18 protein-coding genes are annotated in these 25,868 nt (G+C 72.6%); 11 read left to right on the top strand and 7 right to left on the bottom strand.

The genetic code is table 11. The features are described from left to right. Window position 1: 1 nt before the first annotated feature. Window positions 2–760, bottom strand: a complete 759-nt coding sequence (locus OOK07_RS33815; RefSeq protein WP_266800253.1) for a response regulator — start codon at window positions 758–760, stop codon at window positions 2–4. A 112-nt stretch (window positions 761–872) separates the two neighbouring features. Between OOK07_RS33815 and OOK07_RS33810 the strand changes: the two genes are divergently transcribed. Genes OOK07_RS33810 through OOK07_RS33800 form a run of 3 tightly spaced genes read left to right on the top strand, consistent with a single transcriptional unit; the run spans window position 873 to window position 3,078 of the window. Next, on the top strand, window positions 873–1,616 hold the full coding sequence (locus tag OOK07_RS33810; protein ID WP_266685613.1) for a glycosyltransferase family 2 protein: 744 nt from the start codon (window positions 873–875) through the stop codon (window positions 1,614–1,616). Then, a complete protein-coding gene (locus tag OOK07_RS33805) occupies window positions 1,613–2,221 on the top strand; it encodes a TIGR04282 family arsenosugar biosynthesis glycosyltransferase (RefSeq protein WP_266685612.1) in 609 nt (202 codons plus the stop codon). The genes OOK07_RS33810 and OOK07_RS33805 overlap by 4 nt, the downstream gene beginning before the upstream one ends. A 26-nt stretch (window positions 2,222–2,247) precedes the next feature. Further along, window positions 2,248–3,078, top strand: a complete 831-nt coding sequence (locus OOK07_RS33800) for a class I SAM-dependent methyltransferase (protein ID WP_266685611.1) — start codon at window positions 2,248–2,250, stop codon at window positions 3,076–3,078. A 316-nt stretch (window positions 3,079–3,394) separates the two neighbouring features. Here the strand turns inward: OOK07_RS33800 and OOK07_RS33795 are convergent, their stop codons facing one another. Next, a complete protein-coding gene (locus OOK07_RS33795; RefSeq protein WP_266685610.1) occupies window positions 3,395–4,627 on the bottom strand; it encodes a molybdopterin-dependent oxidoreductase in 1,233 nt (410 codons plus the stop codon). Between the two features lie 113 nt (window positions 4,628–4,740). Between OOK07_RS33795 and OOK07_RS33790 the strand changes: the two genes are divergently transcribed. After that, complete coding sequence (locus OOK07_RS33790) at window positions 4,741–6,093, top strand: hypothetical protein (RefSeq protein WP_266685608.1); 1,353 nt, start codon at window positions 4,741–4,743, stop codon at window positions 6,091–6,093. Between the two features lie 113 nt (window positions 6,094–6,206). On the opposite strand, the gene OOK07_RS33785 is transcribed toward OOK07_RS33790, so the two are convergent. Both OOK07_RS33785 and OOK07_RS33780 read right to left on the bottom strand, forming a co-directional pair. Further along, on the bottom strand, window positions 6,207–9,146 hold the full coding sequence (locus tag OOK07_RS33785; protein ID WP_266800250.1) for a SpoIIE family protein phosphatase: 2,940 nt from the start codon (window positions 9,144–9,146) through the stop codon (window positions 6,207–6,209). 144 nt (window positions 9,147–9,290) lie between these two features. Continuing rightward, complete coding sequence (locus OOK07_RS33780) at window positions 9,291–10,055, bottom strand: sugar isomerase domain-containing protein (RefSeq protein ID WP_266800249.1); 765 nt, start codon at window positions 10,053–10,055, stop codon at window positions 9,291–9,293. A 157-nt stretch (window positions 10,056–10,212) separates the two neighbouring features. Between OOK07_RS33780 and OOK07_RS33775 the strand changes: the two genes are divergently transcribed. The 6 genes from OOK07_RS33775 (at window position 10,213) to OOK07_RS33750 (ending at window position 19,535) form a co-directional block, all read left to right on the top strand. Next, window positions 10,213–11,097 (top strand): MurR/RpiR family transcriptional regulator, encoded by an 885-nt coding sequence (locus OOK07_RS33775; RefSeq protein WP_266685603.1) that lies wholly within the window; start codon window positions 10,213–10,215, stop codon window positions 11,095–11,097. A gap of 119 nt (window positions 11,098–11,216) precedes the next feature. After that, window positions 11,217–15,440, top strand: coding sequence for a glycoside hydrolase family 38 N-terminal domain-containing protein (locus OOK07_RS33770; RefSeq protein ID WP_266800247.1), 4,224 nt, complete (start codon window positions 11,217–11,219; stop codon window positions 15,438–15,440). Further along, window positions 15,437–16,138, top strand: a complete 702-nt coding sequence (locus OOK07_RS33765) for a peptidyl-prolyl cis-trans isomerase (protein WP_266800245.1) — start codon at window positions 15,437–15,439, stop codon at window positions 16,136–16,138. The genes OOK07_RS33770 and OOK07_RS33765 overlap by 4 nt, the downstream gene beginning before the upstream one ends. A 129-nt stretch (window positions 16,139–16,267) precedes the next feature. Beyond that, window positions 16,268–17,638, top strand: coding sequence for an extracellular solute-binding protein (locus tag OOK07_RS33760; RefSeq protein WP_266800244.1), 1,371 nt, complete (start codon window positions 16,268–16,270; stop codon window positions 17,636–17,638). Window positions 17,639–17,781: 143 nt separating this feature from the next. Next, window positions 17,782–18,660 (top strand): carbohydrate ABC transporter permease, encoded by an 879-nt coding sequence (locus OOK07_RS33755; protein WP_405673751.1) that lies wholly within the window; start codon window positions 17,782–17,784, stop codon window positions 18,658–18,660. Continuing rightward, window positions 18,657–19,535: a carbohydrate ABC transporter permease gene (locus tag OOK07_RS33750; RefSeq protein WP_266685597.1), complete on the top strand. Its 879-nt coding sequence runs from the start codon at window positions 18,657–18,659 to the stop codon at window positions 19,533–19,535. Before OOK07_RS33755 ends, OOK07_RS33750 begins: the two co-directional genes overlap by 4 nt. On the opposite strand, the gene OOK07_RS33745 is transcribed toward OOK07_RS33750, so the two are convergent. Further along, complete coding sequence (locus tag OOK07_RS33745) at window positions 19,525–21,837, bottom strand: glycoside hydrolase family 3 N-terminal domain-containing protein (RefSeq protein ID WP_266800241.1); 2,313 nt, start codon at window positions 21,835–21,837, stop codon at window positions 19,525–19,527. The two genes, OOK07_RS33750 and OOK07_RS33745, sit on opposite strands and share 11 nt — an antisense overlap. A gap of 45 nt (window positions 21,838–21,882) precedes the next feature. Then, complete coding sequence (locus tag OOK07_RS33740; protein ID WP_266800240.1) at window positions 21,883–22,992, bottom strand: N-acetylglucosamine kinase; 1,110 nt, start codon at window positions 22,990–22,992, stop codon at window positions 21,883–21,885. A gap of 15 nt (window positions 22,993–23,007) precedes the next feature. Here OOK07_RS33740 and OOK07_RS33735 point away from each other — a divergent pair, with 15 nt between their 5' ends. Further along, on the top strand, window positions 23,008–24,306 hold the full coding sequence (locus OOK07_RS33735) for a glycoside hydrolase 5 family protein (protein WP_406312776.1): 1,299 nt from the start codon (window positions 23,008–23,010) through the stop codon (window positions 24,304–24,306). A 6-nt stretch (window positions 24,307–24,312) separates the two neighbouring features. Here the strand turns inward: OOK07_RS33735 and nagZ are convergent, their stop codons facing one another. Further along, complete coding sequence (gene nagZ, locus OOK07_RS33730; protein WP_266800238.1) at window positions 24,313–25,800, bottom strand: beta-N-acetylhexosaminidase; 1,488 nt, start codon at window positions 25,798–25,800, stop codon at window positions 24,313–24,315. Window positions 25,801–25,868: the final 68 nt, after the last annotated feature.

Raw genomic sequence — 25,868 nt, 5'->3', positions numbered from 1 at the left:
GTCACGCCTCCGCTCGGGAGCCGTGTTCGAAGCCGCCTTCTGCGCCGCCGTCGAAGCCGCCTTCCGAGTCGAAGCGGTAGCCGACGCCCCACACGGTCTGGATGAGACGGGGTCTGCCCGGGTCGTCCTCGACCTTGCCCCGCAGCCGGCGCACATGGACGGTGACGGTCGACAGGTCGCCGAAGTCCCAGCCCCACACCTCGCGCATCAGGTCCTCGCGGCTGAAGACACGGCCCGGGTGCCGCAGGAAGAAGGCGAGGAGGTCGAACTCCCGGATGGTGAGGGCGAGTTCGGCTCCCCCCTTGAGGGCACGGCGGGCCGCCGGATCCAGCGAGAGGCCGGCGGCGCCGAGGACTCCCGCCGGCTGGGCCGGACGGGTGCGGCGCAGTACGGACTCGACGCGCAGGACCAGTTCGCGCGGGCTGAACGGCTTGGTGACGTAGTCGTCGGCGCCGACCTCCAGGCCGAGGATGCGGTCGTCCTCGTCACCGCGCGCGGTGAGCATGATGACCGGCACGGGCCCGCGTCCCCGTATCCGCCGGCACACCTCCAGGCCGTCCATGCCGGGCAGCATCAGGTCCAGGACGACGAGGTCCGGCCAGTGCGCCGCGGCACGGGCGAGCGCTTCGGGGCCGTCGCCCGCCCGGTCGACGACGTATCCGGCCCGGTCGAGGTACCCGGTGACGACCTCGGCGACGGTGGGGTCGTCGTCGACGACGAGCACCCGGGCCCCGGTCTGTCCGTATTGCTGCTGCTCCATGGAGCCAGCCTCGCACCGTGCACGCGCGAGCGCCGCCCTCGGCCCCCGACGTCCGTGTTTCGTAAGAAGCCAGTGCCCGGTTTGCCCGTTTCGCGCTCGTAGGGTGAGAGCCGTGACGACCCCTTCTTCCGACGAAGACGTATCCGGCCTGCGCGAACCGGTCGCGGTGTCCGTGGACGTCGTGCTCCCCTGTCTCGACGAGGCCGAGGCCCTCCCCCGGGTGCTGGCACGCATCCCGGCCGGCTGGCGCGCGCTCGTCGTGGACAACGGCTCCACCGACGGCTCGGCGGACATCGCCCGCGCCCTCGGCGCGCGCGTGGTGCACGAGGAGCGGCGCGGCTTCGGTGCCGCCTGCCATGCCGGCCTGACCGCCGCCACGGCGGACATCGTCTGCTTCTGCGACTGCGACGCCTCACTCGACCCGGCCGACCTGGTGCCCTTCGTGCGCCGGATCCTGGCCGGTGAGGCGGATCTGGTGCTCGGCCGCCGCCGCCCGCGCTCCCGTGGCGCCTGGCCGCCGCACGCCCGCGTCGGCAACCTCGCCCTCACCCGTCTCCTGCGCCGCCGCTGCGGCCTGCGCCTGCACGACCTCGGCCCCCTGCGCGCCGCCCGCCGCGAGCCCCTGCTCGCTCTCGGCCTCTCGGACCGCCGCAGCGGCTACCCCCTGCAGATGGTCGTGCGCGCGGCCGACGCGGGCTGGCGCATCGCCGAGTACGACGTCCCGTACCGGCCGCGCGCGGGCGCCTCCAAGGTGACCGGCACCTGGCGCGGGACGTGGCAGGCGGTGCGGGACATGAGCCGGGTGCTGGCCGAGCCGCCCGTGGACCTGCCGGTGCGGGAAGGAGCCCGCCCATGACCACGCTCCTGGTCATCGCGAAGGAACCCGTGCCGGGGCGGGTGAAGACCCGGCTGACACCGCCGTTCACTCCTCAGGAGGCGGCCGCGCTCGCCGAGGCGGCTCTCGCGGACACCCTGGACGTCGTGGCGCGGACCCCCGCGCACCGCCGGGTGCTGGTCCTGGAGGGCGCGCCGGGCCCCTGGCTGCCGTCCGGCTTCGAGGTCGTACGGCAGTGCCCGGGCGGGCTCGACGAACGGCTGGCCGCCGCCTTCGCGAGCTGCACAGGGCCGGCCCTCCTCATCGGCATGGACACCCCGCAGGTGACTCCCGGCCTCCTCACGGTCGACTTCTCCGAGTGCGACGCCTGGTTCGGCCCCGCGCAGGACGGCGGCTTCTGGGCTCTCGGGCTGGCCGAACCCGACCCTTCACTCCTGCTCGGCGTCCCGATGTCGACGCCCCACACGGGCGCCGTCCAACGGGCCCGCCTCGCGGGCCTGCGGGTACGGGAGCTGCCCTGCCTGCGCGATGTGGACACCGCACACGACGCCGAACTCGTCGCCGGGACCGCACCGTCCGGACGCTTCGCAGCGACCCTGGCACAGCTCACGGCGGCGGCCCGGTGAGTGGCGCGACGCGTGGTAAGCGGCAGGTGACGACGTGGATCGGCCGGCAGCCGGGCGCCGGTACCGGCGCCAACAGTGGCACTGGCACCTTCACGCACGTCGGTGCCGGCCCCCTCACCGACGACGGCACCTGGTCCGCGGACCCCTACGCCCATGCCCTGCGCACCGGTCGGGGCCCGCTGTTCCTGCGGCGCGCCGACGGGTGGTTGCTGCTGCTGGAGGTGGAGCGTTGGTGCTCCGAGGCCGACGCGGTGGACCTGGAGGTGGTGCGGCGCTGCGAGGGCGCGGTGCTGGACGTCGGCTGCGGGCCGGGCCGCCTGGTCGCGGCACTCGGCGCGCGCGGATGGCCGGTGCTCGGCATCGACGTGAGCGAAGAGGCCGTCGCGCGCACGATCGGGCTGGGCGGACAGGCACTGCGCCGCTCCGTCTTCGAGGCTCTGCCCGCCGAGGGCCGCTGGGGCACCGCGCTCCTGCTCGACGGCAACCTCGGCATCGGCGGCGACCCGAGCGCCCTGCTCGCCCGGATGGCCCAACTCCTGTGTCCAGGCGGCATGTTGATCGCGGAGACGGTTTCCGGGCCGGATGTCGACGAGCGGGTCCGGGTACATGTCACCGATGCGCGAGGGGCCGCCGGCAGCCCCTTCCCCTGGGCCAGACTCGGCACGCAGGCCCTGCTGCGGCACGCGCGTCGCGCGGGCTGGCGTGCCGTCGATCAGTGGACAGCCGGCGACCGTTGCTTCGTCGCCCTGCGCAACCGCAGCACGAACAGCACCGCCGAACCACCGAAGAGCACTGCCGTCACCAACAGCCAACGCGCAAGGAAACCGTCGGCCGACAGGCCGGTCGCGGACGCGTAGCGCGCCGTCACCTGCCCGCTGATCAGCGGGAACCAGACCAGCAGGAGCAGCAGTGACAGCGCGGCCGGCACGCGGACGTACCCCACCCACCTCCGCCGCGGGCCGGCCGCCTTCACCAGCGCGCGGTCCGCCGCCGCGTACAGCGGCAGCAGCACCAGGTCGTGGATCAGCGCCGCCCCCACGAACCACAGGGCCACCTCGAACCAGTCCCCCGCGAGCAGTCGCACTCCCGCGTATCCGGCGAGCGCGAACGAGCAGGCGAGCAGCAGGAGTTGGAGCGGGCTGCCGACAGGGGGCAGGAAGCCGGGGCGCCTCATCACAGGTCTCCGAAGGTCATTGCGGCCACCCACTTGGTGTTGAGCACGCCGGGTGCCGCGGGCACGATGATCCGTGCCGGGTGGCCGTGGTCGGGGGTCAGGTCCTCACCGTTGACGAACAGCGCGAGCAGGGAGCGCGGGTCGGCGACCTGGTTGGCGCGCAGGGCGGCCCGGCGGAAGGCGCCGTGCCGTTGCAGCGACTCCACGAACACGTCGGGCGGATCCCCGTCGTAGCCGACGAGGGCCGCGAGGTCCCGCAGCCGTACGCCGCGCCACCACTGGTCCGAGGTCGACCAGCCCTCGACGCAGGCGATGGGCAACGCCGAGCTGTGCAACGGGAGTCGGAGAAGCTCGGCGCGGCTGAGCCGGACGGTTCCGGTGCGCCCCCTCACCACCAGGCGCCAGCCCTCCTCGCTCCTGTCGGCGGCGGTGATCCCGGCGTACGCGGCGGTCTTGTTGATCTGAAAGCCGCCGGGGCCGCTGCCGGGATCGGCGCCGCCGTGCGGGGCCAGCACCGCGGTCCAGCGCAGCCCGTCGAAGTTTTGCCCGGCCGTCGTGCCCAGCAGCAGCAGCGAGCCGCCCCCGACCAGCCCGAGGGCGCCCCGCCGGGACACGGTGGGCGGGTCGGGGTCGGGGGACACCAACTCGTTGCGCTCCTCGCGCAGTTGACGCAGATTGCGCCAGGCCATCGGCATCTTCAGCACGGCGTGCGCGACGAACGCGGCGAAGAAGACCCAGGCTCCGTAGAAGTGCAGCGGGTAGAAGGAGCCGGGGAAGACGTAGTCCAGCTGGACGTTCAGCACGCCGGTGACGAACTCGAACAGTCCGCCGCCGACCAGCAGCAGCAGCGAGATCCGCTCCAGGGCGTGGGCGAGGGAGCGGGCGGGCGGCAGCGTGAACAGCTTGGGCACGACCGACCACAGCTTGGCCAGCAGGACGGGGATCAGCGTGATCCCGAGGGTGACATGGATGCCCTGGGTGAGCCGGTACAGCCAGTGCGGGTCGGTGGGCCAGGAAAACAGGTAGAAGCCCAGGATCCCCTTGTCCGGGGTCGTGTCGTTCACCGGCGACAGGTCCGGGTTGTAGGCGGCGTACGAGAGCAGGCCCGTCACGAACAGCACGGTGATCCCGCCGAGCAGGACGATGCCGAGCACCGACGTCAGCCAGGGGCCGCGCAGCGGGCTGCGCCAGAAGGAAGGCGAGAAGGGGGACGAGGAGAGGGGCCGTCTCATGTTCCGACGGTAGGTCCGGACCGCCCCGGGAACGGGTCTGCGAACCATGACGAAACCCTGACGTCCGCGCATGTCAGCCGTCCGGGCCAGTCCGGCCCGCCTAGCGTTTCGGCGTGACCAGTGAGCCCCTCCAAGAGCCCCACCGCGAGCCCCTCCGCGAGACCCTTCGTGACCTGTACGCGGCCGTCGCCGCCGCGCTGCTCGTCGCGACGGCCGTGGTCGTCGGCACCGGCATCGAGCACCGTGACGGCACCCTGCGGGTCGCCTGGCCCCCGCTGCTGGCGACCTGGGAGCCGCACACCGGTCCCGGCACCCCGGCCGCGCTCGCCGTCGCGGCCGCAGTGGTCGCGTACGGCCCCGCCGTCGCGGCCCGTCTGCCCTGGCGCCCCCTGCTTCTCACCACGTGGGGGGCGGCTGCGGCCTGGACGTGGTCCCTCGCCCTGGTCGACGGCTGGTACCGGGGCATCGCCGAGCAGCTGACGACCAGGAGCGAGTACCTCACGGTCGTCGACCGCTTCCACGACATCCCCGCCGTCCTGCGGGACTTCACCCACCACATCCTGATCGACACTCCGAGCCACTGGCCCGCGCACGTCGCCGGCCATCCCCCGGGAGCCACCCTCACCTTCGTCCTCCTCGACCGCGCCGGGCTGGGCGGCGGTGGCTGGGCGGGCGCCTTCGTCATCACGGTCGGCACGACCGCGACGGTCGCGGTCCTGATCGCCGTACGGGCACTCGCCGACGAGACGCTCGCCCGGCGCGCGGCCCCCTTCCTCGTCCTGGCCCCGGCGGCGGTGTGGGTGGGGACCTCCGCCGACGGGTACTTCGCGGCCGTGGCCGCCTGGTCGGTCGCGTTCCTGGCCCTGGCGGTGACGGGCCGCCGTCCCCGTCGGACGGCATTCGCCTCGGGTCTCCTCTTCGGCCTGACCGCATATCTCTCCTACGGCCTCACACTCTTCGCCGTGATCGCCGCCGCGGTCCTCCTCCTGGGCTCCCGGCGCGCCCGCCCGCTCCCCTTCCTGCTCGCCGGGCTCGCCGTCGTGCCGGTCGTTTTCACCGCGCTGGGCTTCGACTGGTGGGAGGCGTACCGGCTGCTCGTCACCCGCTACCGCCAGGGTGCGGGCGGTGTCCGGCCGTACGGCTACTGGGTGTGGGCGAACCTGGCCTGCACGGTGTTCATCGTCGGCCCGGCGACGGCCGCGGGACTGCGCCGCACGGGGACGGCCCTCACCCGGCGCGCCCCGGCGACCGCCGTCCGCCTCGCCGCCCTGGTGGCCGCCGCTCTGCTGGCCCTTCTCGTCGCCGACGTGTCCGGCATGAGCAAGGCGGAGACGGAGCGCATCTGGCTGCCGTTCGCGATGTGGCTGCTGCCGAGCTGCGCCTTTCTGACGGGGGCGCGCGGCTGGCTGGCAGCGCAGGCAGCCCTTGCCCTCCTCGTCAACCACCTGTTGCTGACAGGCTGGTGACCGAGCGGCGCCCCCGAAGGGGCGCGGGGCCGTATCGACAGGCGGCACCGCCGCGCGGGTGCGATCAGCCCCCACCGATCCCCGGATTCATCGCCGTGCTTTCCGGCGGAGTGTCACGGCAGCGGCTGTTCCGCCCAGATGACCTTGCCGTAGGGCGTGTACCGCGTGCCCCAGCGCTCCGTGAGCTGGGCGACCAGGAACAGGCCACGGCCGCCCTCGTCCTCCGTGCGGGCGCGGCGCAGGCGGGGCGAGGTGCTGCTGCCGTCGGAGACCTCGCAGATGAGGGCGCGGTCCCGCATCAGGCGCAGTTGCACGGGGCCGGTGGCGTGGCGGATGGCGTTGGTGACGAGTTCGCTGGCGACCAGTTCGGTGGTGAAGGCGAGGTCGTCGAGGTTCCAGGCGTGCAGCTGCCGGGTGACCGCGGTGCGGGCGCGGGAGACGACCGCCGGATCGCTGGGCAGGTCCCACTGGGCGACCCGGTCCGGGCCGAGGGCATGGGTGCGGGCGACGAGCAGGGCCACGTCGTCACTCGGCCGGGACGGCAGCATCGCGTCGAGCACGGCCTCGCAGGTGTCCTCCGGGGGCCGGCCGGCGACGGCCAGGACGGTGCGGAGCCGGTCCAGGCCGGAGTCGATGTCGTGCAGCCGGTCCTCGACCAGCCCGTCGGTGTAGAGGACCAGTTGGCTGCCTTCGGCGAGTTCCAGCTCGACGGTCTCGAAGGGCATGCCGCCCAGGCCCAGAGGCTGGCCGGCGGGCAGGTCGACGAACTCGACCGTGCCGTCCGGCGCGACGACCGCGGGCAGGGGGTGCCCGGCGCGGGTGAGGGAGCAGCGCCGGGACACCGGATCGTAGACGGCGTAGAGGCAGGTCGCTCCGACTATGCCGGAGTCGGCCTGGGTGCTCTCCACCTCCCAGCCCTCGCCCCGGTCGAGGCGTCCGACCAGGTCGTCGAGGTGGGCGAGCAGGTCGTCCGGGGACAGGTCGAGGGCACAGAAGTTGTGTACGGCGGTGCGCAGCCGGCCCATGGTGGCGGCGGCGTGCAGGCCGTGCCCGACGACGTCGCCGACGACCAGCGCCACCCGGGCTCCGGACAGCGGGATGACGTCGAACCAGTCGCCGCCGACGCCGGCCCGCGCGGGCAGATAGCGGTAGGCGACCTCGACGGCGCTCTGCTCGGGGCGTCCCTTCGGCAGCAGGCTGCGCTGCAGGGCGAGTGCGGTGTTGTGCTCGCGGGTGTAGCGGCGGGCGTTGTCGATGCAGGTCGCCGCGCGCAGGACGAGTTCCTGGGCGAGGGAGAGGTCGTCGTCCTCGAAGGGCGCGGGATTCTCGGAACGGTAGAAGCTGACCACGCCGAGCGTGGTGCCGCGGGCCCGCAGCGGCACGGTGATCAGGGAGTGCACGCCCGCCGCGAGCACCCGTGTCAGTCGCTGCGGGTCCTGTGCGAGCCAGCCGTCCGCCTCGCTCAGGGCGGGTTCCATGATGGACTGCCCGGTCTCCAGGCAGCGGGCCTGCGGCGTGCACGGGACGTACTCGACGGTGTCGCCGACGTCGTACAGATGGTGGGGCCGCTTGCGTACGGCGTGGATGGCCACCCGGCGCAGCGCGCTCCGCCCGCCGAGCGCCTCCGGCTCCTCGCCGCGCAGCACCGCGTCGGGCAGGTCGAGGGCGGCGAAGTCCGCGAACCGCGGAACGGTCACCTCGGCCAGCTCCTCCGCGGTGCGTGCCACGTCGAGTGTCGTGCCGATCCGGATACCCGCCTCGTGCAGCAACTCCAGCCGCCTGCGCGCGAGTACGACCAGCCGGCCGACACCGGGCTCACCGACTAGCAGCAGCCGGCTCTCGGCCCCGTCCAGGACGTCCCCGACGGTTTCGGCGTGCGATGCCGGTGGAGGGAGAATGGGAGGGGGAGAGAGAGGGGCCGGCGTTCGTACGACGGCGGGGGGCGGAGCCGGCGGGGCGGGCGCCGTCGGCGCGGCCGGGGCCGGTCCGGTCGGCATGGGTGCGGCGGCCCTCGGTCCGGTCCCGGTACCGGAGATCACCGATGCGGGCGCCCCCGCTGCGGCGACCGTCACCGGCGCCGGCCCGGTTCCCTGCGGCGACGACGGCAGTCCGAGGCCGCTCAGCCGCGGCCCGCCCAGGACGCGCGCCTCCACCGCGACCCCGGCCTCCCCCGCCGCGCCCATGACCTTGCGCCGCAGCAGCGTGGCGACCCGGCCACCGGACAGCGGCACCTCGACGAGGGTGCGGTCCGGCGAGGCGACGAGTTCCTCGGCCCGTTCCCGCAGCACGGCCAGGTCGATCCGGCCGAGGCCGTCGCCGTCGTGCCCGTTGCCGTGGCCCTGCGCCGGCCGGCCCGGCGGCCGTGGCGTCCCGCCCCCGTCGAGGCCGGCCCGGCGGTAGGCGGCGAGGAGTGCCCGTTCCCGTTCCGTGGCCTGGTCGAGGAGCCTGCCCTCGATGTCCCGGGCGGCCGTGCGGACCAGTCGCAGCATGGCGGGGTCGCCGTGATCGCGCAGGCAGGTGAGGTCGAGGACGGCCTCGATGCATCCGCTCAGCGGGTCCCGCACGGGGGAGCCCGCGCAGGCGAAGGGTTGCAGGCAGTCGGCGAAGTGCTCACGGCCGACGACGTAGACGGGGACGCGTGCCGCGAGCGCGGTGCCCACGCCGTTGGTGCCGGCCACCGGTTCGGATGCGTCGAATCCCGGGGCGAAGTTGACCTGGTCGAGTCGGTGCTGCAGCGCCGGGCCGCCGCCGAGCCGCTGGATCATGCGGCCCCGCGCGTCGCACAGCGCGATGGTCGTGCCCATGTCGGCCAGGGAGGCGGCGAGTTTGTCCAGCACCGGGTCGGCGGCTCGCTGGAACCTTTCGTCCAGGGTCAGGCCCGCTTCGTAGGGGAGCAGCAGATGGTGCGGCTGGAGCCCGACGGAACGGCAGCGCTTCCAGGACTCGAGCACCGGGCCGCGGACGTCCGCCTCGACTCGCGCACCGGCCAGAAACCGTTCGTGGGCATCGACGAGTCCGCCGATGTCGTCCCAGGCGACGGACAACGAGATCACTTCCCTCACCTGGAGCAGGCCCGGTCGCGGGCCGCCGTTCGGCCCGCCCGGGCGTGGTTCCCCAAGCGTTTTCACCCTAGACCCGCTGTGACCCACACCACAACATCGAACACATATCGGACGGCGTCGCGGCCGCCACGACACTCAACTGGCGGTGCGACGAATCCTTCCGGCGTACCGCTTCTCCAGCTCCAGGTTGCCCTCGAACCCGCCGGGGACGTTCGCCGAGACATAGACGGGCGGGCGGTCACCGGAGTCGAGGAGCAGCCTCGACGCCTCGGCGACCGCCATCTGGACCAGCATCACCCCGGTGAGCGTGGACAGGGCGCACACGGAGCCGCCGCCGGGAAGCTCCAGCAGCGCGTCCCCGCGCGGCGCCCGGTTGTCGAGGACGACGTCGGCGAGGTCGGCGAGCTTCTTGCCGCTCGGGTGCCCGGCGGGGACGGCCCGGGTGTGGGAGAGGGAGGTGACGGCGAGGACGCGGTGGCCGTGCTCCTTGGCGTGCAGGGCCATCTCGACGATCACGTTGTTCACGCCGGAGTTGGAGATGATCACGAAGAGGTCCTGCGGGCTCGGGCCCGCGAGGTGGTAGAGCCGCTCGGCCACGCCTTCGCTGCGCTCCAGGAGCGGGTCGTCGAGGACGCTCGGGTCGTCGCCGCCGTAGAGGACGAGGTCGGCCATGCTGAGGCGGTTGGTGGGGACCAACCCGCCCGCCCGGCCTGCGAGTTCGAGGACTATGGCCTGGGAGTGGCCGGTGCCGAAGGACTGGATCACGCCGTCCGAGCGGATGCAGTCGGCGATCAGCCCGGCGGCGCCCGCCACCTCCGCGCGCGCGGACTCGGTGACGTACTGGAGGACGGCCAGGCTCTCCCGCGCGAAGCCCTCGGCGCTCACAGACTCGACGGACACGCGACTCTCCCCACTGGTGGATTGAACCACCCTGTCTGACTCCACAGCTGAATCAATAAATCACATGGTTCATGCAGCGAGCAATGCACGAACGTGGCCGCTTTTATGGTCCTGGTATTCAATCCGCACCCCTAAGGGTGGCTGATACCTTCTCTTCATGCCCTCGACGGACGTCACCACACTGATCCGCACCGAGCTTCCCCGGCTGGCCGGATCCCTCCGGAAGGTCGGCGAGCTGATCCTGGAGGATCCTGCCGCCGTCACCCATTGCTCGGCCGCCGAGCTGGGCCGCCGCACCGGCACCTCGCAGGCGACGGTGACCCGTTTCTGCCGCGCCGTCGGGCTCGACTCCTACCAGCATCTGCTGATCGAACTGGCGCAGGAGCGCGGCCGCGGCGAGGTCTCCGAGTGGGGCTCCACCGAGATCGACACCGACATCTCGCCCGACGACAGCCTGGAGCGGGTCGTGCAGGTGGTCGGCGTCGCCGACCTGCGGGCGATCCAGCAGACCATCGACCGCATCGACCTGGACGCGGTCGAGCGCGCGGCCCAGGCCCTGGCCCGCGCGCGGCGCATCGACGTGTACGGCGTCGGGGGCAGCGGCGCGGTGGCCCAGGAGACCGAGACCCGGCTGTTCCGCATCGGCTGCTCGGTCCGCGGCTGGACCGAGGTGCACGGCGCGGCCACCTCCGCGGCCCTGCTCACCCCGGCGGACGTGGCCATAGGCATCTCGCACTCCGGCGCGACCCGCGAGACGCTCGAACCGTTCGAAATGGCCAAGGAGCGGGGCGCCACGACGATCGCCCTCACCACGGACCCGCGCTCGCCGCTGGCCAGGGCAGCCGACATCCGGCTGATCTCGGCCACTTCGGAGACCAGCTTCCGCACCGGCAGCATCGGCGGCCGGCACTCGGTCCTGATGCTCGTCGACTGCCTCTACGTCCGGGTCGCCCAGCTCTCCTACCAGCGCGCAAGCGCCTCCCTGGCACTGACCGACCACATCACCCCGCAGCATGCGGTGAAGTCGCGCCGGCCCAGGTGACTCGGCTCCGAACAAGACGCGCTGCATGGATGAACCACCGAGAAAACGCAAAGATGGTTGTTTGAACCATCCCGGCGATGCCAGGATGGGGCTCCGCCGAGCATCCTCGTAGGAGACCCATGCGCGTCACCTCTGCCGAGTCGACCGAGCTCTTCGTCGGGACGACCGAGCATCCGCACCAGGTGATGGCCGTCGGACTGAGCCACACCCCGGGCCGCTCGGTCCGCCTCACCGTCTACGGCCCGGGTGTCTTCGGCACGGCCGTCGCGACCACGGGCGACGACGGCACGCTCCACGCCGAGATACCCGTGACCGGCGACCTCGCCCCCGGTGAGGGCACCCAGGTCACGATCACCGCCGAGGACACCGACGACCCCGCGCACACCGCGCGGCTCACGGTCCCCTTCACGGCTGCGGAGCCCGGCTGGACCATGTTCATGGTCAGCCACTTCCACTACGACCCGGTCTGGTGGAACACCCAGGCCGCCTACACCGAGACCTGGGACGTCGCCGACGACCCGGCCACCACCGGTCTGCCGGCCCGCGCCTTCGACTCGCGCGGCCAGTCCGGGATGAGCCTGGTGCGCGCCCACTGCGACCTGGCCCGGCGCGACCCGGCGTACACCTTCGTACTGGCCGAGGTCGACTACCTCAAGCCGTACTGGGACTCCTTCCCTGAGGAACGCGCCTTCCTGCGCGAGCTGATCCGCACCGGCCGCATCGAGATCATGGGCGGCACCTACAACGAGCCCAACACCAACCTCACCGGCGCCGAGGCGACCGTACGCAACGCGCTGTACGGCGACGGTTTCCAGCGCGGGATCATGGGCTCGTCGCCGGAGACGGCCTGGCAGCTGGACGCGTTCGGGCACGATCCGCAGTTCCCGGGGCTGATGGCGGACGCGGGGGTCACCTCCAGCTCGTGGGCGCGCGGCCCGTTCCACCAGTGGGGGCCCACGCTGTCGGTCTTCGGCGAGGAGCCTCGCGACCCCGGGCGGATGCAGTTCCCGGCGGAGTTCAGCTGGATCGCCCCCTCCGGGCGCGGACTGCTGACCGCCTACATGGTCAACCACTACGGCGCCGGCTGGGCCATCGACAACGCGCCCACCCTCCCCGAGGCGGAGGCTGCCGCACTCAAGCTCTTCAAGGGGCTGAAGAGGGTCGCGCTCACGCGCAACGTGCTGCTGCCCGTCGGCGGGGACTACGCACCGCCGTGCCGCTGGGTGATGGCCATCCACCGCGACTGGAACGAGCGGTACGTCTGGCCGCGGTTCGTCAGCGGCATCCCGCGCGACTTCTTCGCAGCCGTCCGCGCCCAGCTCGACGCCGAGGGCCGCAAGGCCTCCCCGCAGACGCGGGACATGAACCCGGTCTACACCGGCAAGGACGTCTCCTACATCGACACCAAGCAGGCCCAGCGGTACGGCGAGACGCTGCTCGCCGACGCGGAGGCCTGGGCGACGCTCGCCTCCCTCGTCACCGGGCACGCCTATCCGGACGCGGCGCTCGACAAGGCCTGGCGGCAGCTGATCTACGGCGCCCACCACGACGCCATCACGGGCTCCGAGTCCGACCAGGTCTACATCGACCTGATGACCGGATGGCGCGAGCTGCACGACCTCGCCGAGACCGTGCACGCCGACGCGACGCAGGCCCTCGCCGACCGTGTCACGCCCGGTACCGGCCCCGACCTGGTGGTCTTCAACTCCGCGACCTGGCAGCGGCGGGACGTGCTGACGGTCGACGACCCGGGGCTCGTACCCCTCGGTCTCCCCGCCGTTCGTGAGGACGGTCGACTCCACGTCGTCGTACCGGAGTTGCCCGGCATGGGATTCACGACGCTCCCCCTGTCCGAGGGCTCCGCACCCGAGTGGGCACCCGGCGGGGGCGTGACCGTCCGCAACGAGTTCTACGAGGTGACGGTCGACCCCGCGCGCGGCGGCGGCGTCAGCAGCCTGCGCGCGCTCGCGGAGGGCGGCCGGGAGCTGCTGCGCGCCGGGGACATCGGCAACGAACTGGTCGTTCAGGAGGAGTACGCGCGGCACCCGCGGTTCGGCGAGGGCCCCTGGCACCTCACCCCGACCGGCACCACCGCCGCCCGGAGCCGGGATGTGCGGGCGGACGTGGAGACCGAGCACTCCCCCGCCGGCTCGCGGATCACCGTCCGGGCCGACCTCGGGCTGTTCCGTTACACCCAGCGTCTGACCCTGTGGACCGGTGTGCCGCGCCTCGACGTGACCACCACCATCGACGGATACGACGGCGCGGACCGGCTGATCCGGGTCCGCTGGCCCTCCGACGTGCAGGGCGGGCTGCCGGTGCACGAGGTTGCGGACGCGGTGATCGGCCGCGGGTTCGGGTTCGTCGACGTGGACAGCGAGCAGTTCCCCTGGACGCTGGACAACCCGGCCAACACCTGGTTCGGGCTCGGGTCGACGGCACGGGTCGAACTGCGGGACGACACAGGCGCGCTGCTTGGCCATCGGTCGATCGGGGTCGCCGAGCTGGTGTACGCCTCCTGGGACGAGGCCGGTGAGCTGGGCACACCCCTCGCGGCGGCCCTCGTACGCGCCGGCGTCACCGCGACCTCGACGATCGCCGACGGCCCGCGCTACGGCGATCTGGAGGTCGACTCCAACCTGCCCGACATCCGGATCGCCGTCGGCGGCCCGGACCGCAACTCCGTGGTCGCCGAGGCACTCGGCTGGGACCCGGCAGCCGGACGCGAACTGCGGCGCCGGCTCGCCGAGGAGGGCGTGGCGGCCGTCTGGGTCGCGCCGCGTGCCGGGCTGCGCGAGGAGTGGGTGCCCGGGGCCGACCTGCGCGACCTGGAACGGCTGCCGCTGCTGGTGGTGGCGGGCACCGGCGCCGAGGGCGACGCGAAGGCGGTCGACGCGCTGATCGCCGACCTGGACGACGCGACCGTCACGGCCACGGCGGCGGGCGGCGGCGAGGCGCTCCCGCCGGGCGACGCCTGGGACGGGCGCGGCTTCGCCGTCCTCAACCGTGGCACGCCCGGCTGTGTCGTCACCTCCTCGGGCGACCTCTACATGTCGCTGATGCGCTCCTGCACGGGCTGGCCGTCCGGCATCTGGGTCGACCCGCCCCGCCGCACGGCCCCCGACGGTTCGGCGTTCCAGCTCCAACGCTGGTCCCACACCTTCGAGTACGCGGTGGTCGGCGGCGAGGGCGACTGGCGGCAGCAGCAACTGCCGCGCGTGGGCCATGAGTTCAACCATCCGCTGACCGCGCGGATACGGGGTGCCGCACACTCGGGCGAGCTGCCGAGGGAGCTGGCCCTGCTGAGCGTCGAACCCGCGGGTGACGTCCTGCTCGACGCCCTCAAGCCGGCCGGTTCACCGCTCGCACGGGGCAGCGTGGCGCCCGCCGATCCCGGGCGCGGGGTCGTCGTACGGATGCACGAGGTGAACGGGCGTCCGGTGCGGGCGCGGGTGCGCGGCCCGAAGGAGTGGGTGCGGGGCGCCCGGGCGGACGTCCTGGAGACACCCGGGGAAGCGCTGGCACCCGACGGACAGGGAGCGCTCGGTGTGGGACTGACCGGCTTCGAGGTGGCGACCGTGCTGGCCACGCCACCCGCCGGCGCCGGGCTCCCGTACGGCCCCCAAGTCGCCGCCCACGAGCCCGCCCAGCCGGTCCACACCCGCTACTGGCTGCACAACTCCGGTCCGGCGCCTCGCGGCAACATGCCGGTCGCGGTGTATGTCTCGCCGACCACGCTGACCGCTTCCGGAGGACCGGTCACCGCGACGGTCCGGATCGCCTCGGAGCTGACCGACGCCCCCGTCTCCGGCACCGTGAGCGTCGACGTCCCGCCCGGCTGGTCCGCCGAGCCCGCCGAACTGCCGTACGCGCTCGGCCCGAACGGGTTCACCCTCACCGAGGTCACGGTGACGCCTCCGCCCGACGCCCCGCCCGGCCGGCACTGGCTGGCGGCGCGGCTGTCCTACGAGGGACAGACGTACGAGGACGTGGTGGCCCTGGAGGTGCCGGGCGCCGTTCCCGGTCCAACTCTGGTCGTCGATCTGGGAGTTGACGAGATCACCGTGCGCAGGGGCGAGCGGGTCCAGGTCCCGGTGACCCTGCACAACCGCACCCGCGGCCCGGTCAGCGGCACCCTGTGGGCCGTGTCCTCCTGGGGCACCTGGGCAGGTGTGGGCCCCGGCTGCCAGGGGTTCACGGTGGCTGCCGGGGAACAGCTGGACCGCTGGATCGACGTGGACGGAGGCGCGATGCCGCCGGGCTCGTACTGGCTGCTGGCAAAGGTCGCCTGCCACGGCAGGGTCGCCTACACGAAGGCGGTCGCACTGGAGGTGACCCCATGACGGACGACGCGGCCGTGGTACGGGGCAAGCCGGTCACGAAGGAAGACGTGGACGCCTTCCTGCAGCGGGTCACACCGTCGCCCCCAAGCGGCGCGGGGCCGTATCGAGATGCGGCTCCGCCGCGGGGCGCGACGAGCCACGACGGCGCGGCAGCCGGCGGACGGCCTGCCGGGGCACCCTCGGCCTCCGCCGAACGACAACGCCGCCGCTGGGCCACGCAGGTGGTCGTCGCCGACGAACTCGCCCGACGGGCCTGCGAGGAACGCGGGCTGGAGCAGCCGGCGGAGGTGTCGCCGGCCCATCTGCTCTCCGTGGCATCAGCAGACGTCGCCGGCCTCGGCAGCATCGTGGCCGCCACGCTCGCCCACTCCCCCGCCGCCCGCCTGCTGCTCACCACCCTGGAGGCGGAGCAGTACATGCCCGAAGAGGCCGTACGGGACTACTACGAGCGCAACCGGGACCGCTGCCTCACTCCCGACGCGCTACGTCGCGGGGTCGACCCGTTCGGCCGGGCGGCGCCCGGGGACTTCCTGCCGTACGAGCAGGTCCGTGAGGACATCGAGCGGGAGCTGCGGCGGGCGGCCGGCCATCGGGCGTTCTTCGACTGGTTCGACCAGGCACGGTCCGATGTGGTGTACGCCGCCGGACACGAGCACCCCGGCGACCCCTCGCACCCGGACCACGAACACCGCCACTGATCACGGGCGGAACCTAAACGCAACACGGCAACCCATTGACCTCCGATGAATTCTGGTCCACATTTTCATCAATCGGAGTCGAAGTTGGTTGATTGAACCAGCCTCTCGGCTGGTCCCAGGAGGGTGGACATGCGCGCTGGAAGACTGACCGCATCCTTGGCGGGAATCATCACACTGACGCTGACGGCGGCGGGCTGCGGCCTGTCCGGCGCATCCGGCGGCGGGGACTCGACCGCCGGGGGCTGCAAGGTCGACAAGGGCAACATCGGCTCCGGCAAACTGACGGGTGACGTCAAGGGCCAGATCACGTTCCAGACCACCAACCTGAAGAAAGACTTCGGTGACTTCTTCAACGGAGTGATCGACGACTTCGAGAAGGCGCACCCCGGCGCCAAGGTCAAGTGGATCGACGATCCCGGCGACAACACGTTCACCCAGCGCACCGTCGCCGACGCCCAGGCCTGTACGTTGCCGGACGTCCTCAACGTGAATGCCGAGACGGCCACCGCCCTCACCAAGGCGGGCTACCTGCTCGACCTGGGCGCCAAGGACCCCGACGTGGCCAAGCCGTTCGTCCCGGCGTTCTGGAAGTCCAGCACCTTCAAGGACGCCTCGGGCTCGGCGATCCACACCACGCTTCCCTGGTACACCGGCGGCATTCTGCTGACGTACAACACGGACCTGCTGAAGAAGGCCGGGGTCGACCCCGCGAAGCCTCCGACGACCATGTTCGGGCTGTTCGCCGACTACGAGAAGATCGCCAAGGCGGGCAAGGGCAAGTACTACGCGACGATGGCCAACCCGGTGTGGCGGATCCCGGCCGACTTCGACCAGATGAACATCAGGACGCTGTCCGCCGACGGCAGATCCGCGGTCTTCGCCGGCGATCCGCGCACCACGCAGTGGGTGGCGTGGATGGCGAAGCTGTACAAGGAAGGCGCCATGCCGAAGGACTCGCTGTCCTCCAGCAACGACCCCTCCACGCTGTACAGCCAGGGCAAGGTCGCCTACGGCTCGACGAACCCGAGCTTCGTGCGCTTCGTGAAGCAGAACAGCCCGTCGGTGTACGCCAGGACGGGCGTCGGCCAGCAGCCCTTCGACGCGCTCGGTCACACCACGGCCGCCCCGCAGTACATTTCGGTCGCCGCGACCAGCAAGCACGCCCCGGTGGCACTGTCGTTCGCCGAGTTCCTCACCAACGCGGAGAACCAGACGGCCTGGTGCAAGGACCCGAACGTGGTGATCTTCCCGACCACCTCGTCCTCGCTGAACGACCCGTTCTTCCAGAAGACCACCGGCAGCGACCCGTTCTCCCAGGCCCGCAAGCTCGTCGCCGAGCAGCTGAAGACCACCACCGCCTACCAGACCAACCTCTCCCCGGCCGTGCAGAACGCCATCGTGTCCCAGGTTCAGCTGGCCATGCAGGGCAAGAAGAGCCCCGAACAGGCCGTCAAGGACGCCCAGTCCAAGGCGAACGAGCTGCTGAAGCAGGCGGGCTGACCGTGGCGACCCAGACCGCGAAGCCGGTGTCCGTGCCCGGAGCGGAGCGCACTGCCGCCGTGCCGGGCACGGCCCCGTCCCGCGCCCGCCGAGTGGTCCGGGCCCTGTTGCCGGGTCCCGCACCGGGCGCCAACGGCGCGGCGATGTACCGCCGTTGGTGGCTGCCGTGGCTGTGGTGCGCGCCCGCGATCGTCTGCGCGGTGGTCTTCGGTGTCTTCCCGTTCCTCAACACCGTCCTGCTGTCGTTCACGAACGCCAGGCCGCTCGGCGGCGCCGCCAGCTTCGTCGGGCTGGACAACTACAGCCGGATGCTGGGCGACTCCGACTTCTGGCTGGCGACCCGCAACAGCATCCTGTACGCGGTGATCGTCGTACCGCTGATGGTGCTGCTGCCGCTGATGCTGGCCGTCCTGGTGGAGAAGAACCTGCCCGGCATCGGCTTCTTCCGCTCGGCCTTCTACACCCCTGTCCTCGCCTCCAGCGTGGTCGTCGGCCTGAGCTGGCAGTGGCTGCTCGCCGACGACGGACTCGTCAACACCTGGCTGCAGAAAGCCCACCTGATCAAGTCAGCCGTCCCGTTCCTCTCCGACTCCTGGCTCATCCTCTTCTCCGCGATGGGCCTGACGCTGTGGAAGGGGCTCGGCTGGTACATGATCTTCTATCTGGCCGCGCTGGGGAACGTGCCCAGGGAACTGCACGAGGCGGCCTCCATGGACGGCGCCGGCAGTGTCCGCCGCTTCTGGCACATCACGATGCCAGGCGTACGGCAGGCCATGATGCTCGTCGGCACGCTCACCGGCATCGGCTCCCTCAGGGTGTTCACGGAAATCTACATGCTGGGCAGCTCCACCGGCGGCCCCGGCGGCGCCGACCGCACCCTGCCCTTCTACATCCGGGACGTCGGCCTGGACCCGCTGACCGGCAACGCCGGTTACGGCTCGGCCGTCAGCGTGGCGCTGTTCGTGCTGACCCTCGGACTGACCCTGCTGGCGCAGCGCCTGACCAAGGAGGACGAGGCATGACGACCGCAGTGGACAAGCCCCGGCGCCTGGTGCCGCGCTGGCGGGACTACGGCCGGCCCCGCGAACTCGTCGTCCGCTACCTGCTGTTGCTCCTCGTGCTCGGCATCACGGTCGGCCCGCTGGTCTGGCAGCTGCTGGCCTCGCTGAAGAGCACGAGCGAGGACGTCTTCGGCGCGGACGCCTCGCTCCTTCCTCACCATCCGACGCTGCGGGCCTACCGGCAGGTCTTCGCCCAGGTGCCGGTGGCCACGTACATCAGGAACAGCGCGCTCGTGGTCGTGCTGTCGATCGCCAGCCAGCTGGTGTTCTCCACCACGGCCGGCTACATGCTCTCCAAGCCCGGCTGGAAGGGCCGCAAGGCGGTCTGGGTCGTGCTGGTCGCCTCGATGATGTTCCCCTTCGAGTCGATCATGGTGTCGCTGTTCCTGAGCATCCGCGACCTGGGGCTTGTCGACAACCTGGTGGGCGTGTGGCTGCCCGGGTTCGTGGGCGCCATCAACGTCCTGCTGATGCGCGGCGCGTTCCTCGCGGTGCCGCGCGAGATCGAGGACTCGGCGATGCTCGACGGGGCGGGCGAATGGCAGCGATTCCGCTACCTCTACCTGCCGTCGGCCTGGGGCGCGATCCTGGTCGTCACGATCAACACCTTCATCAGCGCCTGGGACGACTTCCTCTGGCCGCTGATCGTGCTGCGCTCCGAGGACCACATGACGCTCACGCTGGGTCTGTCCCGGCTGCAGAGCTCCTCGTTCGGCTACGACCAGCGGATGGTCATGGCCGGCTCGGTGATCTCCGTCATCCCGGTCCTGGTGCTGTTCGTGATCACCCAGCGGTGGTTCTACAAGGGTGTCTCCTCGGGAGCCGTCAAGCTCTGACGTGCAGCACGGCGGGTACGGCGGTGAGCGCCGCCCGCGAGGACTGCGCCACCCGGATCTCCGCGGTCCTGGTTTTGGCGAGCAGGTCCCCGTCGAGCGGCAGGGTGACCGTGCGGCACTCGCCGGGTGCCAGGTCGACACCCTCGAACGCGCACAGTTCGAGGGTGCGCGGCCAGGTGGACGTGATCAGACGCCGCAGATAGACCTGCACGACCGAACGCCCGTGCCGCTCACCGGTGTTGGTGACGTCGACCGTCACGGTGCGCCCGTCCGTGCCGGGCGGGCCGTAGGCGAAGCTCGTGTACGACAGCCCGTGCCCGAAGGAGTACTGCGGCTCGGCGTCCTCGTCCGCGTAACCGCCGTACTCGGTGTCCTTGTGGTTGTAGTGGACGGGGAGCTGGGCCACGGAGCGGGGCACGGACAGCGGCAGCCGGCCGCGCGGCTCCGCGTGCCCGAGCAGCACCTCGGCGATCGCGTCGCCGCCCCACGGGCCCGGATACCAGGCGCTGAGCAGGGCGGCCGCGGTCTCGGGCACGACGTGCGGGCGGCCCTGGACCAGCACGACAACCGTCGGCGTGCCCGTCGCGACGACGGCGTCCAGGAGGACGTACTGGGCCCTGCCCAGCCGCAGCCCGGCGAGGTCGACGCCTTCCCCGCAGGTCACCTCGGAAACGGCCGTGAGCGCGGCCCCGTTGGCGGCGAAGTCCGTCTCGGGACTGCGGGCGCTGCTGCCGCCCAGCACCAGCACGGCGACGTCGGAGGCGGCGGCCGCGGCGACCGCCTCGGGAATGCCGGAGAGATCGCCGCCGGTGAGGGCGCAGCCGCGGGCGTGCCGGATGTCGGTACCGGGCGGGGCGAGCGTACGCAGCCCGTCGAGGACGCTGCTGCCGCTGCGCTGAGGAGCCGTGTAGTCGCCCGACTGGTGTGCGGGCGTGGCGGATTGCGGGCCCAGGACGGCGATACGGGAGACGGTCGCCGGGATCGGGAGGGCGCCGCCGTTGTTGTGGAGGAGGGTGACCGAGGCACGGGCCAGGGCGGTGCTCAACGCCCGCCCCTGCTCGCGAGAGGGCAACTCGCCGCTGCTGTAAGGCCGTTCGAAGAGTCCGAGGCGGAACTTCAGGCGCAGGACACGGGCGACGGCGGCGTCGAGGACGGACTCCTCGACGAGCCCCCGCTCGACCGCCTCCGCAAGGTGCGTGAAGCCCTCGTCCCACAGGCTCAGGTCCACGCCCGCGTCGAGGGCGAGGGCGCCCGCGGAGACCTTGTCCCCGGTGATGCGCGCCAGCCGGTCCACGGCCAGCCCGTCCGCCATCACCAGGCCCTCGAACCCCCAGCTCTCGCGCAGGAGTCCGGTGAGCAGGGCGCGGTTGCCCGAACAGGGCGTCCCGTCGACCTCGTTGTACGCGGCCATGACGCCGGCCGCTTCGGCGCGGATGCCCGCGCGGGCGGCCGGGAGATGGATCTCGTGCAGTTCCCTCCGGCTCAGCTCGGACTCGGCGGAGTTGCGGCCGCCGACGGTGGCGCCCTGGCCGGCGAAGTGCTTGAGGACGACGGGTGCCCTGTCGGCGGCGAAGTACTCGGCGGGCTCTCCCTGCATGCCGCGCACGAGTGCCTCTGTCAGACGGGCGGCCAGGTAGGGGTCCTCGCCGAAGCACTCCTCGGTACGGCCCCAGCGGGGGTCGCGGGCTATGTCGAGGGCCGAGGTGAGGGCCAGGTGGCCGCCGCGGGCGCGCAGTTCGGCGGCGGCGTGGGCGGCGGCACGCTCGTACAGCTCGGGGTCCCAGGTGGCGCCGACGGCCAGGTTGACGGGCAGCACCGTGCCGTCCAGGGCCATGTGGCCGTGCGGGACCTCCTCGACGAACAGCGCGGGAATGCCGAGCCGGCTGCGCCCGACGACATGCCGCTGCACCAGCTCGGCAAGGTCCGCACTGTCGTGCGTCCCCGGCCCGTCGCCGTGCCCGACACCCGACCAGGCATCGGCACGCATCAGCCCGTAGAGCGCGCCGAGCCCCTCGAAGCGCTCGGTCTCGGCGTACAGGGCGTCGGTGAGTTCGTAGCCCCCGCCGGGGGCCCGCCGGTAGGCGTCCCAGCCGTACATCCGCTGATTGACCTGCCCGGCCTTCTCCCGCAGGGTCATCCGGGAGAGAAGGTCGCGGACGCGGGCTTCGAGGGGGGCGGAGGGGTCCAGGTATGCGGGACCGCCGTCGCGGACGCGGTCGTTCAGGACCGTCGAGTCTGCGTGGACGACGCCGCCCCGGGGGGTGCGTCCGGCGCGGTCGGCCGCGGGTTGTGGAGTCGGCATGCGGCCGGTCCTTTCGTGTGTGCCGGTGGTTCGTGTGTGTGCCGGTCAGACCAGGAGGCGGGCGAAGGCGACGGCTCCGGGGCAGCCGTCGGCCACCCAGTCGAGGGTGAGGCCGAGGGTTTCGAGGCGGGCGGTGAGGGGGGCGCTCAGGGGGCCTTCGGGGCCGAGCAGGCCGCCGGTGGCGACGACGCGTTCGCCTGCTCGTGGCTCCAGCGCCCGGACGCTGTCGGTCAGTCGGTCCACCGCCTCGTCGAGGATCGCCGCCGCCGCACGGTCCTTCTCCCGGGCCGCCTCGGCCACGAGCGGGGCGAGGCGGGCCAGCCCGGTCGGGGGCCCGGCCATGACGACGGGGAGCAGCCGCATGCGGTAGGCCTCGCGGCGGGGGCGGGGCCACCAGCCGGGGGGCACGGGGCTGTCGTAGGAGGGGTCGCCCGCCCCGGAACCGGCGAGCGACCCCTCGGTCTCGGGGCCGGCGGAGCCTGCGCCCGGCAGGACCTCCGCCGGCAGTCCCAGCGCCCTGCCCACCGCTGCCGCCAGGACGGTCGCCCCGCCCCTCCCGTCCGCCATCCGCAGCGCGGCCCGGACCGCCTCGCGGCCGATCCAGAAGCCGCTGCCGTCGTCGCCGAGGAGCCAGCCGTCACCGTCGACGGTGGCCGTGCAGCGGCGGTCGGTGATGCGCATCGCGACGGCGCCCGTACCGGCGACCAGCGCGAGGCCGTCGGCCGGGGTACCCGGTGCGGAGGCGAAGGCGGCCTCGATGTCGCTGCTGATGCCGATCCGGCCGGCCGTGATGCCGAGTGGCCCCAGGGCGGCGGTCAGGGCGGACAGTGCGTTGAGACGGCCGGGCTCGTCCTCTGACGCCCCGGTGGCGCCCGCGAAGCCGCCGGCCACCGCCACGACGCGGCCCCGCGCGGACGCCGGCACCGCGCGGGCCACGGCCTCGGCGAGGTGCTCGGTGAGCCGGGGCAGCGGGACGGTGAGGGCGTTGCCCGGACCGGCCGCGCCCTCGCCGAGGACACGGCCGTCCGCCGCCGTGGCGAGGACGGCCCGGGTGCGGGTACCGCCGGCGTCGAGGCCGACCACCAGCGCCGACCCCGCAGCCGGCCCGGCAGCCGGTTCCGATCCACCGGAACCTTGGTTCAAATCGCTATTCATTACCGACCATGGTGGTTGATACATTCAGCCGAGACAAGCCCCGTCCCACGGACAGGTCCCGCCTTCGGGGCCCGGCCCCGACCCGAGGAGGATCCCATCCCTCCACTCCGCTTCGGCGTCAACTACACGCCCCGCCGCGGCTGGTTCCACTCGTGGCACGACTTCGACCCGCTCCGCGCCCGCGAGGACCTGGCCCAGATCGCCGGCCTCGGCCTCGACCACGTGCGGGTCTTCCACCTCTGGCCGCTGCTCCAGCCCAACCGCACCCTCATCCGCACCGCGGCCGTCGACCAGCTGGTGCGGCTGGTCGACCTGGCGGCCGAGGCCGGCCTCGACGTCATGGTGGACGGCGTGCAGGGCCACCTCTCCAGCTTCGACTTCTATCCGGAGTGGACCCGCAGCTGGCACCACCGCAACGTGTTCACCGACCCGGAGGCGGTCGACGCGCAGGCGGAGCTGCTGCGCACGCTCGGCCGCGCCCTCGCCGGCCGCCCCAACCTCATCGGCCTGCAGCTGGGCAACGAACTCAACAACCTGGTCGACCACAACCCGGTGACGGTGGACGAGGTCGACCACTACCTCGACACCCTGCTGGCGGCCGCCCGGGAGGGACTGCGCCCGGGGCAGCTGGCCACGCACTCCGCCTACGACGCCGCCTGGTACGGCGACGACCATCCGTTCACCCCCGAGGCCTCGGCCCGCAAGGGCGACGTGACGACCGTCCACCCCTGGGTGTTCTCCGCGAACTGCGCCGGCCGGTACGGTCCCGGCTCCTTCGAGGTGCTGCACCTCGCCGAGTACGGCACGGAACTGGCTAAGGCGTATGCCGACGATCCCTCCCGCCCCGTGTGGGTCCAGGAGACCGGCGCGCCCGAGCCGCACATCCCGGCGGCCGACGCCCCGCGGTTCGCCCGCGCCACGGTCCTCAACGCGGCCGACTGCCAAGGGCTCTGGGGCGTGACGTGGTGGTGCTCCCACGACGTGGACCGTGCGCTGGCCGACTACCCGGAACTGGAGTACACGCTGGGCCTGTTCGACTCCGCGGGCCGTGCCAAGCCGATCGCCGAGGCCCTGTCGCAGACGGTCGCCGAGCTGCGCGCGAAGCCTGCCTCACCCCAACCCCGCGACACCGCCCTGGTGCTGGACTGCACGCCCGCCACCCGCTCCGTGTCCGCTCCGGGCGGTGCGTACTTCGAGGAGTGGATGCGGCTGCGCAGACAGGGCGGGCGCCCGGCGGTGGCGCTCGCCGAACGGGCGGACGACGCCGAGTACATGGCGGCGCGCGGAATCGAGAAGACCGTACGACTGCCATGACGGCCGTCAGACGCCGGCGAGTACCTCGGCCACGGCCCGCAGGTTGACCCGCCCCCGCCCGTAGGAGAACAGGTCGCCGCTCTCCGGGAGCCCGGTGTCCACACGTGTCGCGTCCGGACGCCGGGCCAGCAGGGCGTCCCGGAAGCGCGCCTGCCAGGGATGCAGTCCGGCGTCGCAGGTGGCCACGACCAGGGGCTTGGCGGCGGACATGCGCAGGGTGCAGTCGATCAGGGCGCCCGGGTCGGCCGGCTCCCCGCTCACCGCCGCGCCGCCCGCGGCGGGGTCGAGGGAGCGCAGCTCGGTCAGCAGGTCCTCGCCGCCCCAGTTGAGGGCGGGGTGCGGGGGCGGGAAGAGGTCGACGACATGGGCGCCGCGCACGGGCGGCGGCAGGGCCCGGCTGCGCACGGCGCGCCGTGCCGCCTCCAGCCCGGCCCCGGCGTCCCAGCCGGCCACCGGCCCGGCCGGGGTGGCGTACCGCTCGGTGAGCCGTCGCACCCGCCCCGCCGCCTCCCACACCCGCTCCTCGGACAGCAGACCTGATTCCACGCCGTCGAGCAGCCCGTCCCGGCAGCCCAGCGTGACCTCCAGGTCCGGTACGGCGACGATCACCTGGTCCGCGCCCGCCGCGAGAGCGATACGCGCACCGGCCGCCTCGCCGTAACCGTCGGAGATCGCCTTCATCTCCAGGGCGTCGCTGACCAGCACGCCGTCGAAGCCGATCTCGTGACGGAGGAGATCGCCCAGGATGCGGCGGCTGAGGGTGGCGGGCCGGTTGGCGTCCAGGGCCGGGTAGACGACGTGCGCGCTCATCAGCATCGGCACCCCGGCGGCGACGGCCGCACGGAAGGGTTCGAGGTCGGCGAGGAGTTCGTCCCGCGGCCGCGGGTCGACCGCGAGGTCGTAGTGGCTGTCGGTCTCGGTGCCGCCGTGGCCGGGGAAGTGCTTGGCGCAGGAGGCCATGCCGCGGGCTTCGGTGGCGGTGATCCAGGCGTGCAGGTGACGGGCGGCGAGCCCGGGGTCGGCGCCGAAGGAACGGGTGCGCACGATCGGGTTGCGGGGCTGGTGCTGGAGATCGGCGACGGGGGCGTACGAGGCCGTGATGCCGAGCGCGGCCAGGTGACCGGCGAGCGCGTCGGCGCAGCGGGCGGTCAGCGCCGGGTCGTCGGCGACGCCGAGGGCGTAGGAGCCGGGGACCTCGGGGGCGCCCGCGCCGACCAGGTGGCCGATGCCGCCGCCCTCGTTGTCGATGGCCACCATCAGATCGGGCCGGATCGCGCGCAGGGCGTCGGTGAGCTGTCGGACCTGCTCGGCGTCGCGTACGTTGCGCGTGAACAGGATGACGCCGCCCAGGCCCCGGTCGATGAGCCGCTTGAGGGTGTCGGGGAAGGTCGTCGTTCCCTCGAACCCTGCGACGAGACAGCGGTGCACCGCCTCGTCCAGGTCGGAGGAGACGGAGGACGGGGCCGGGCCCACATACACCTGCTCGGAGGTCACTCAAGGATGGTGGTGGCTTATTGAGCCAAAAGTCAACACTTCATTGGCTGAACGATTCATCTGCGAGG

Source organism: Streptomyces sp. NBC_00078, assembly GCF_026343335.1.
Classification (GTDB): Bacteria; Actinomycetota; Actinomycetes; order Streptomycetales; family Streptomycetaceae; genus Streptomyces.
This window is presented reverse-complemented; position numbering and strand designations above follow the sequence as displayed.

Bases quoted from the DNA above. Each gene is read 5' to 3' on its own strand.
- OOK07_RS33795 (WP_266685610.1), bottom strand. From the start codon at position 4,627: ATGAGACGGCCCCTCTCCTCGTCCCCCTTCTCGCCTTCCTTCTGGCGC.
- OOK07_RS33805 (WP_266685612.1), top strand. From the start codon at position 1,613: ATGACCACGCTCCTGGTCATCGCGAAGGAACCCGTGCCGGGGCGGGTG.
- OOK07_RS33740 (WP_266800240.1), bottom strand. From the start codon at position 22,992: ATGAATAGCGATTTGAACCAAGGTTCCGGTGGATCGGAACCGGCTGCC.
- OOK07_RS33765 (WP_266800245.1), top strand. From the start codon at position 15,437: ATGACGGACGACGCGGCCGTGGTACGGGGCAAGCCGGTCACGAAGGAA.
- OOK07_RS33750 (WP_266685597.1), top strand. From the start codon at position 18,657: ATGACGACCGCAGTGGACAAGCCCCGGCGCCTGGTGCCGCGCTGGCGG.
- OOK07_RS33760 (WP_266800244.1), top strand. From the start codon at position 16,268: ATGCGCGCTGGAAGACTGACCGCATCCTTGGCGGGAATCATCACACTG.
- OOK07_RS33755 (WP_405673751.1), top strand. From the start codon at position 17,782: ATGTACCGCCGTTGGTGGCTGCCGTGGCTGTGGTGCGCGCCCGCGATC.
- OOK07_RS33770 (WP_266800247.1), top strand. From the start codon at position 11,217: ATGCGCGTCACCTCTGCCGAGTCGACCGAGCTCTTCGTCGGGACGACC.
- OOK07_RS33775 (WP_266685603.1), top strand. From the start codon at position 10,213: ATGCCCTCGACGGACGTCACCACACTGATCCGCACCGAGCTTCCCCGG.
- OOK07_RS33815 (WP_266800253.1), bottom strand. From the start codon at position 760: ATGGAGCAGCAGCAATACGGACAGACCGGGGCCCGGGTGCTCGTCGTC.
- OOK07_RS33745 (WP_266800241.1), bottom strand. From the start codon at position 21,837: ATGCCGACTCCACAACCCGCGGCCGACCGCGCCGGACGCACCCCCCGG.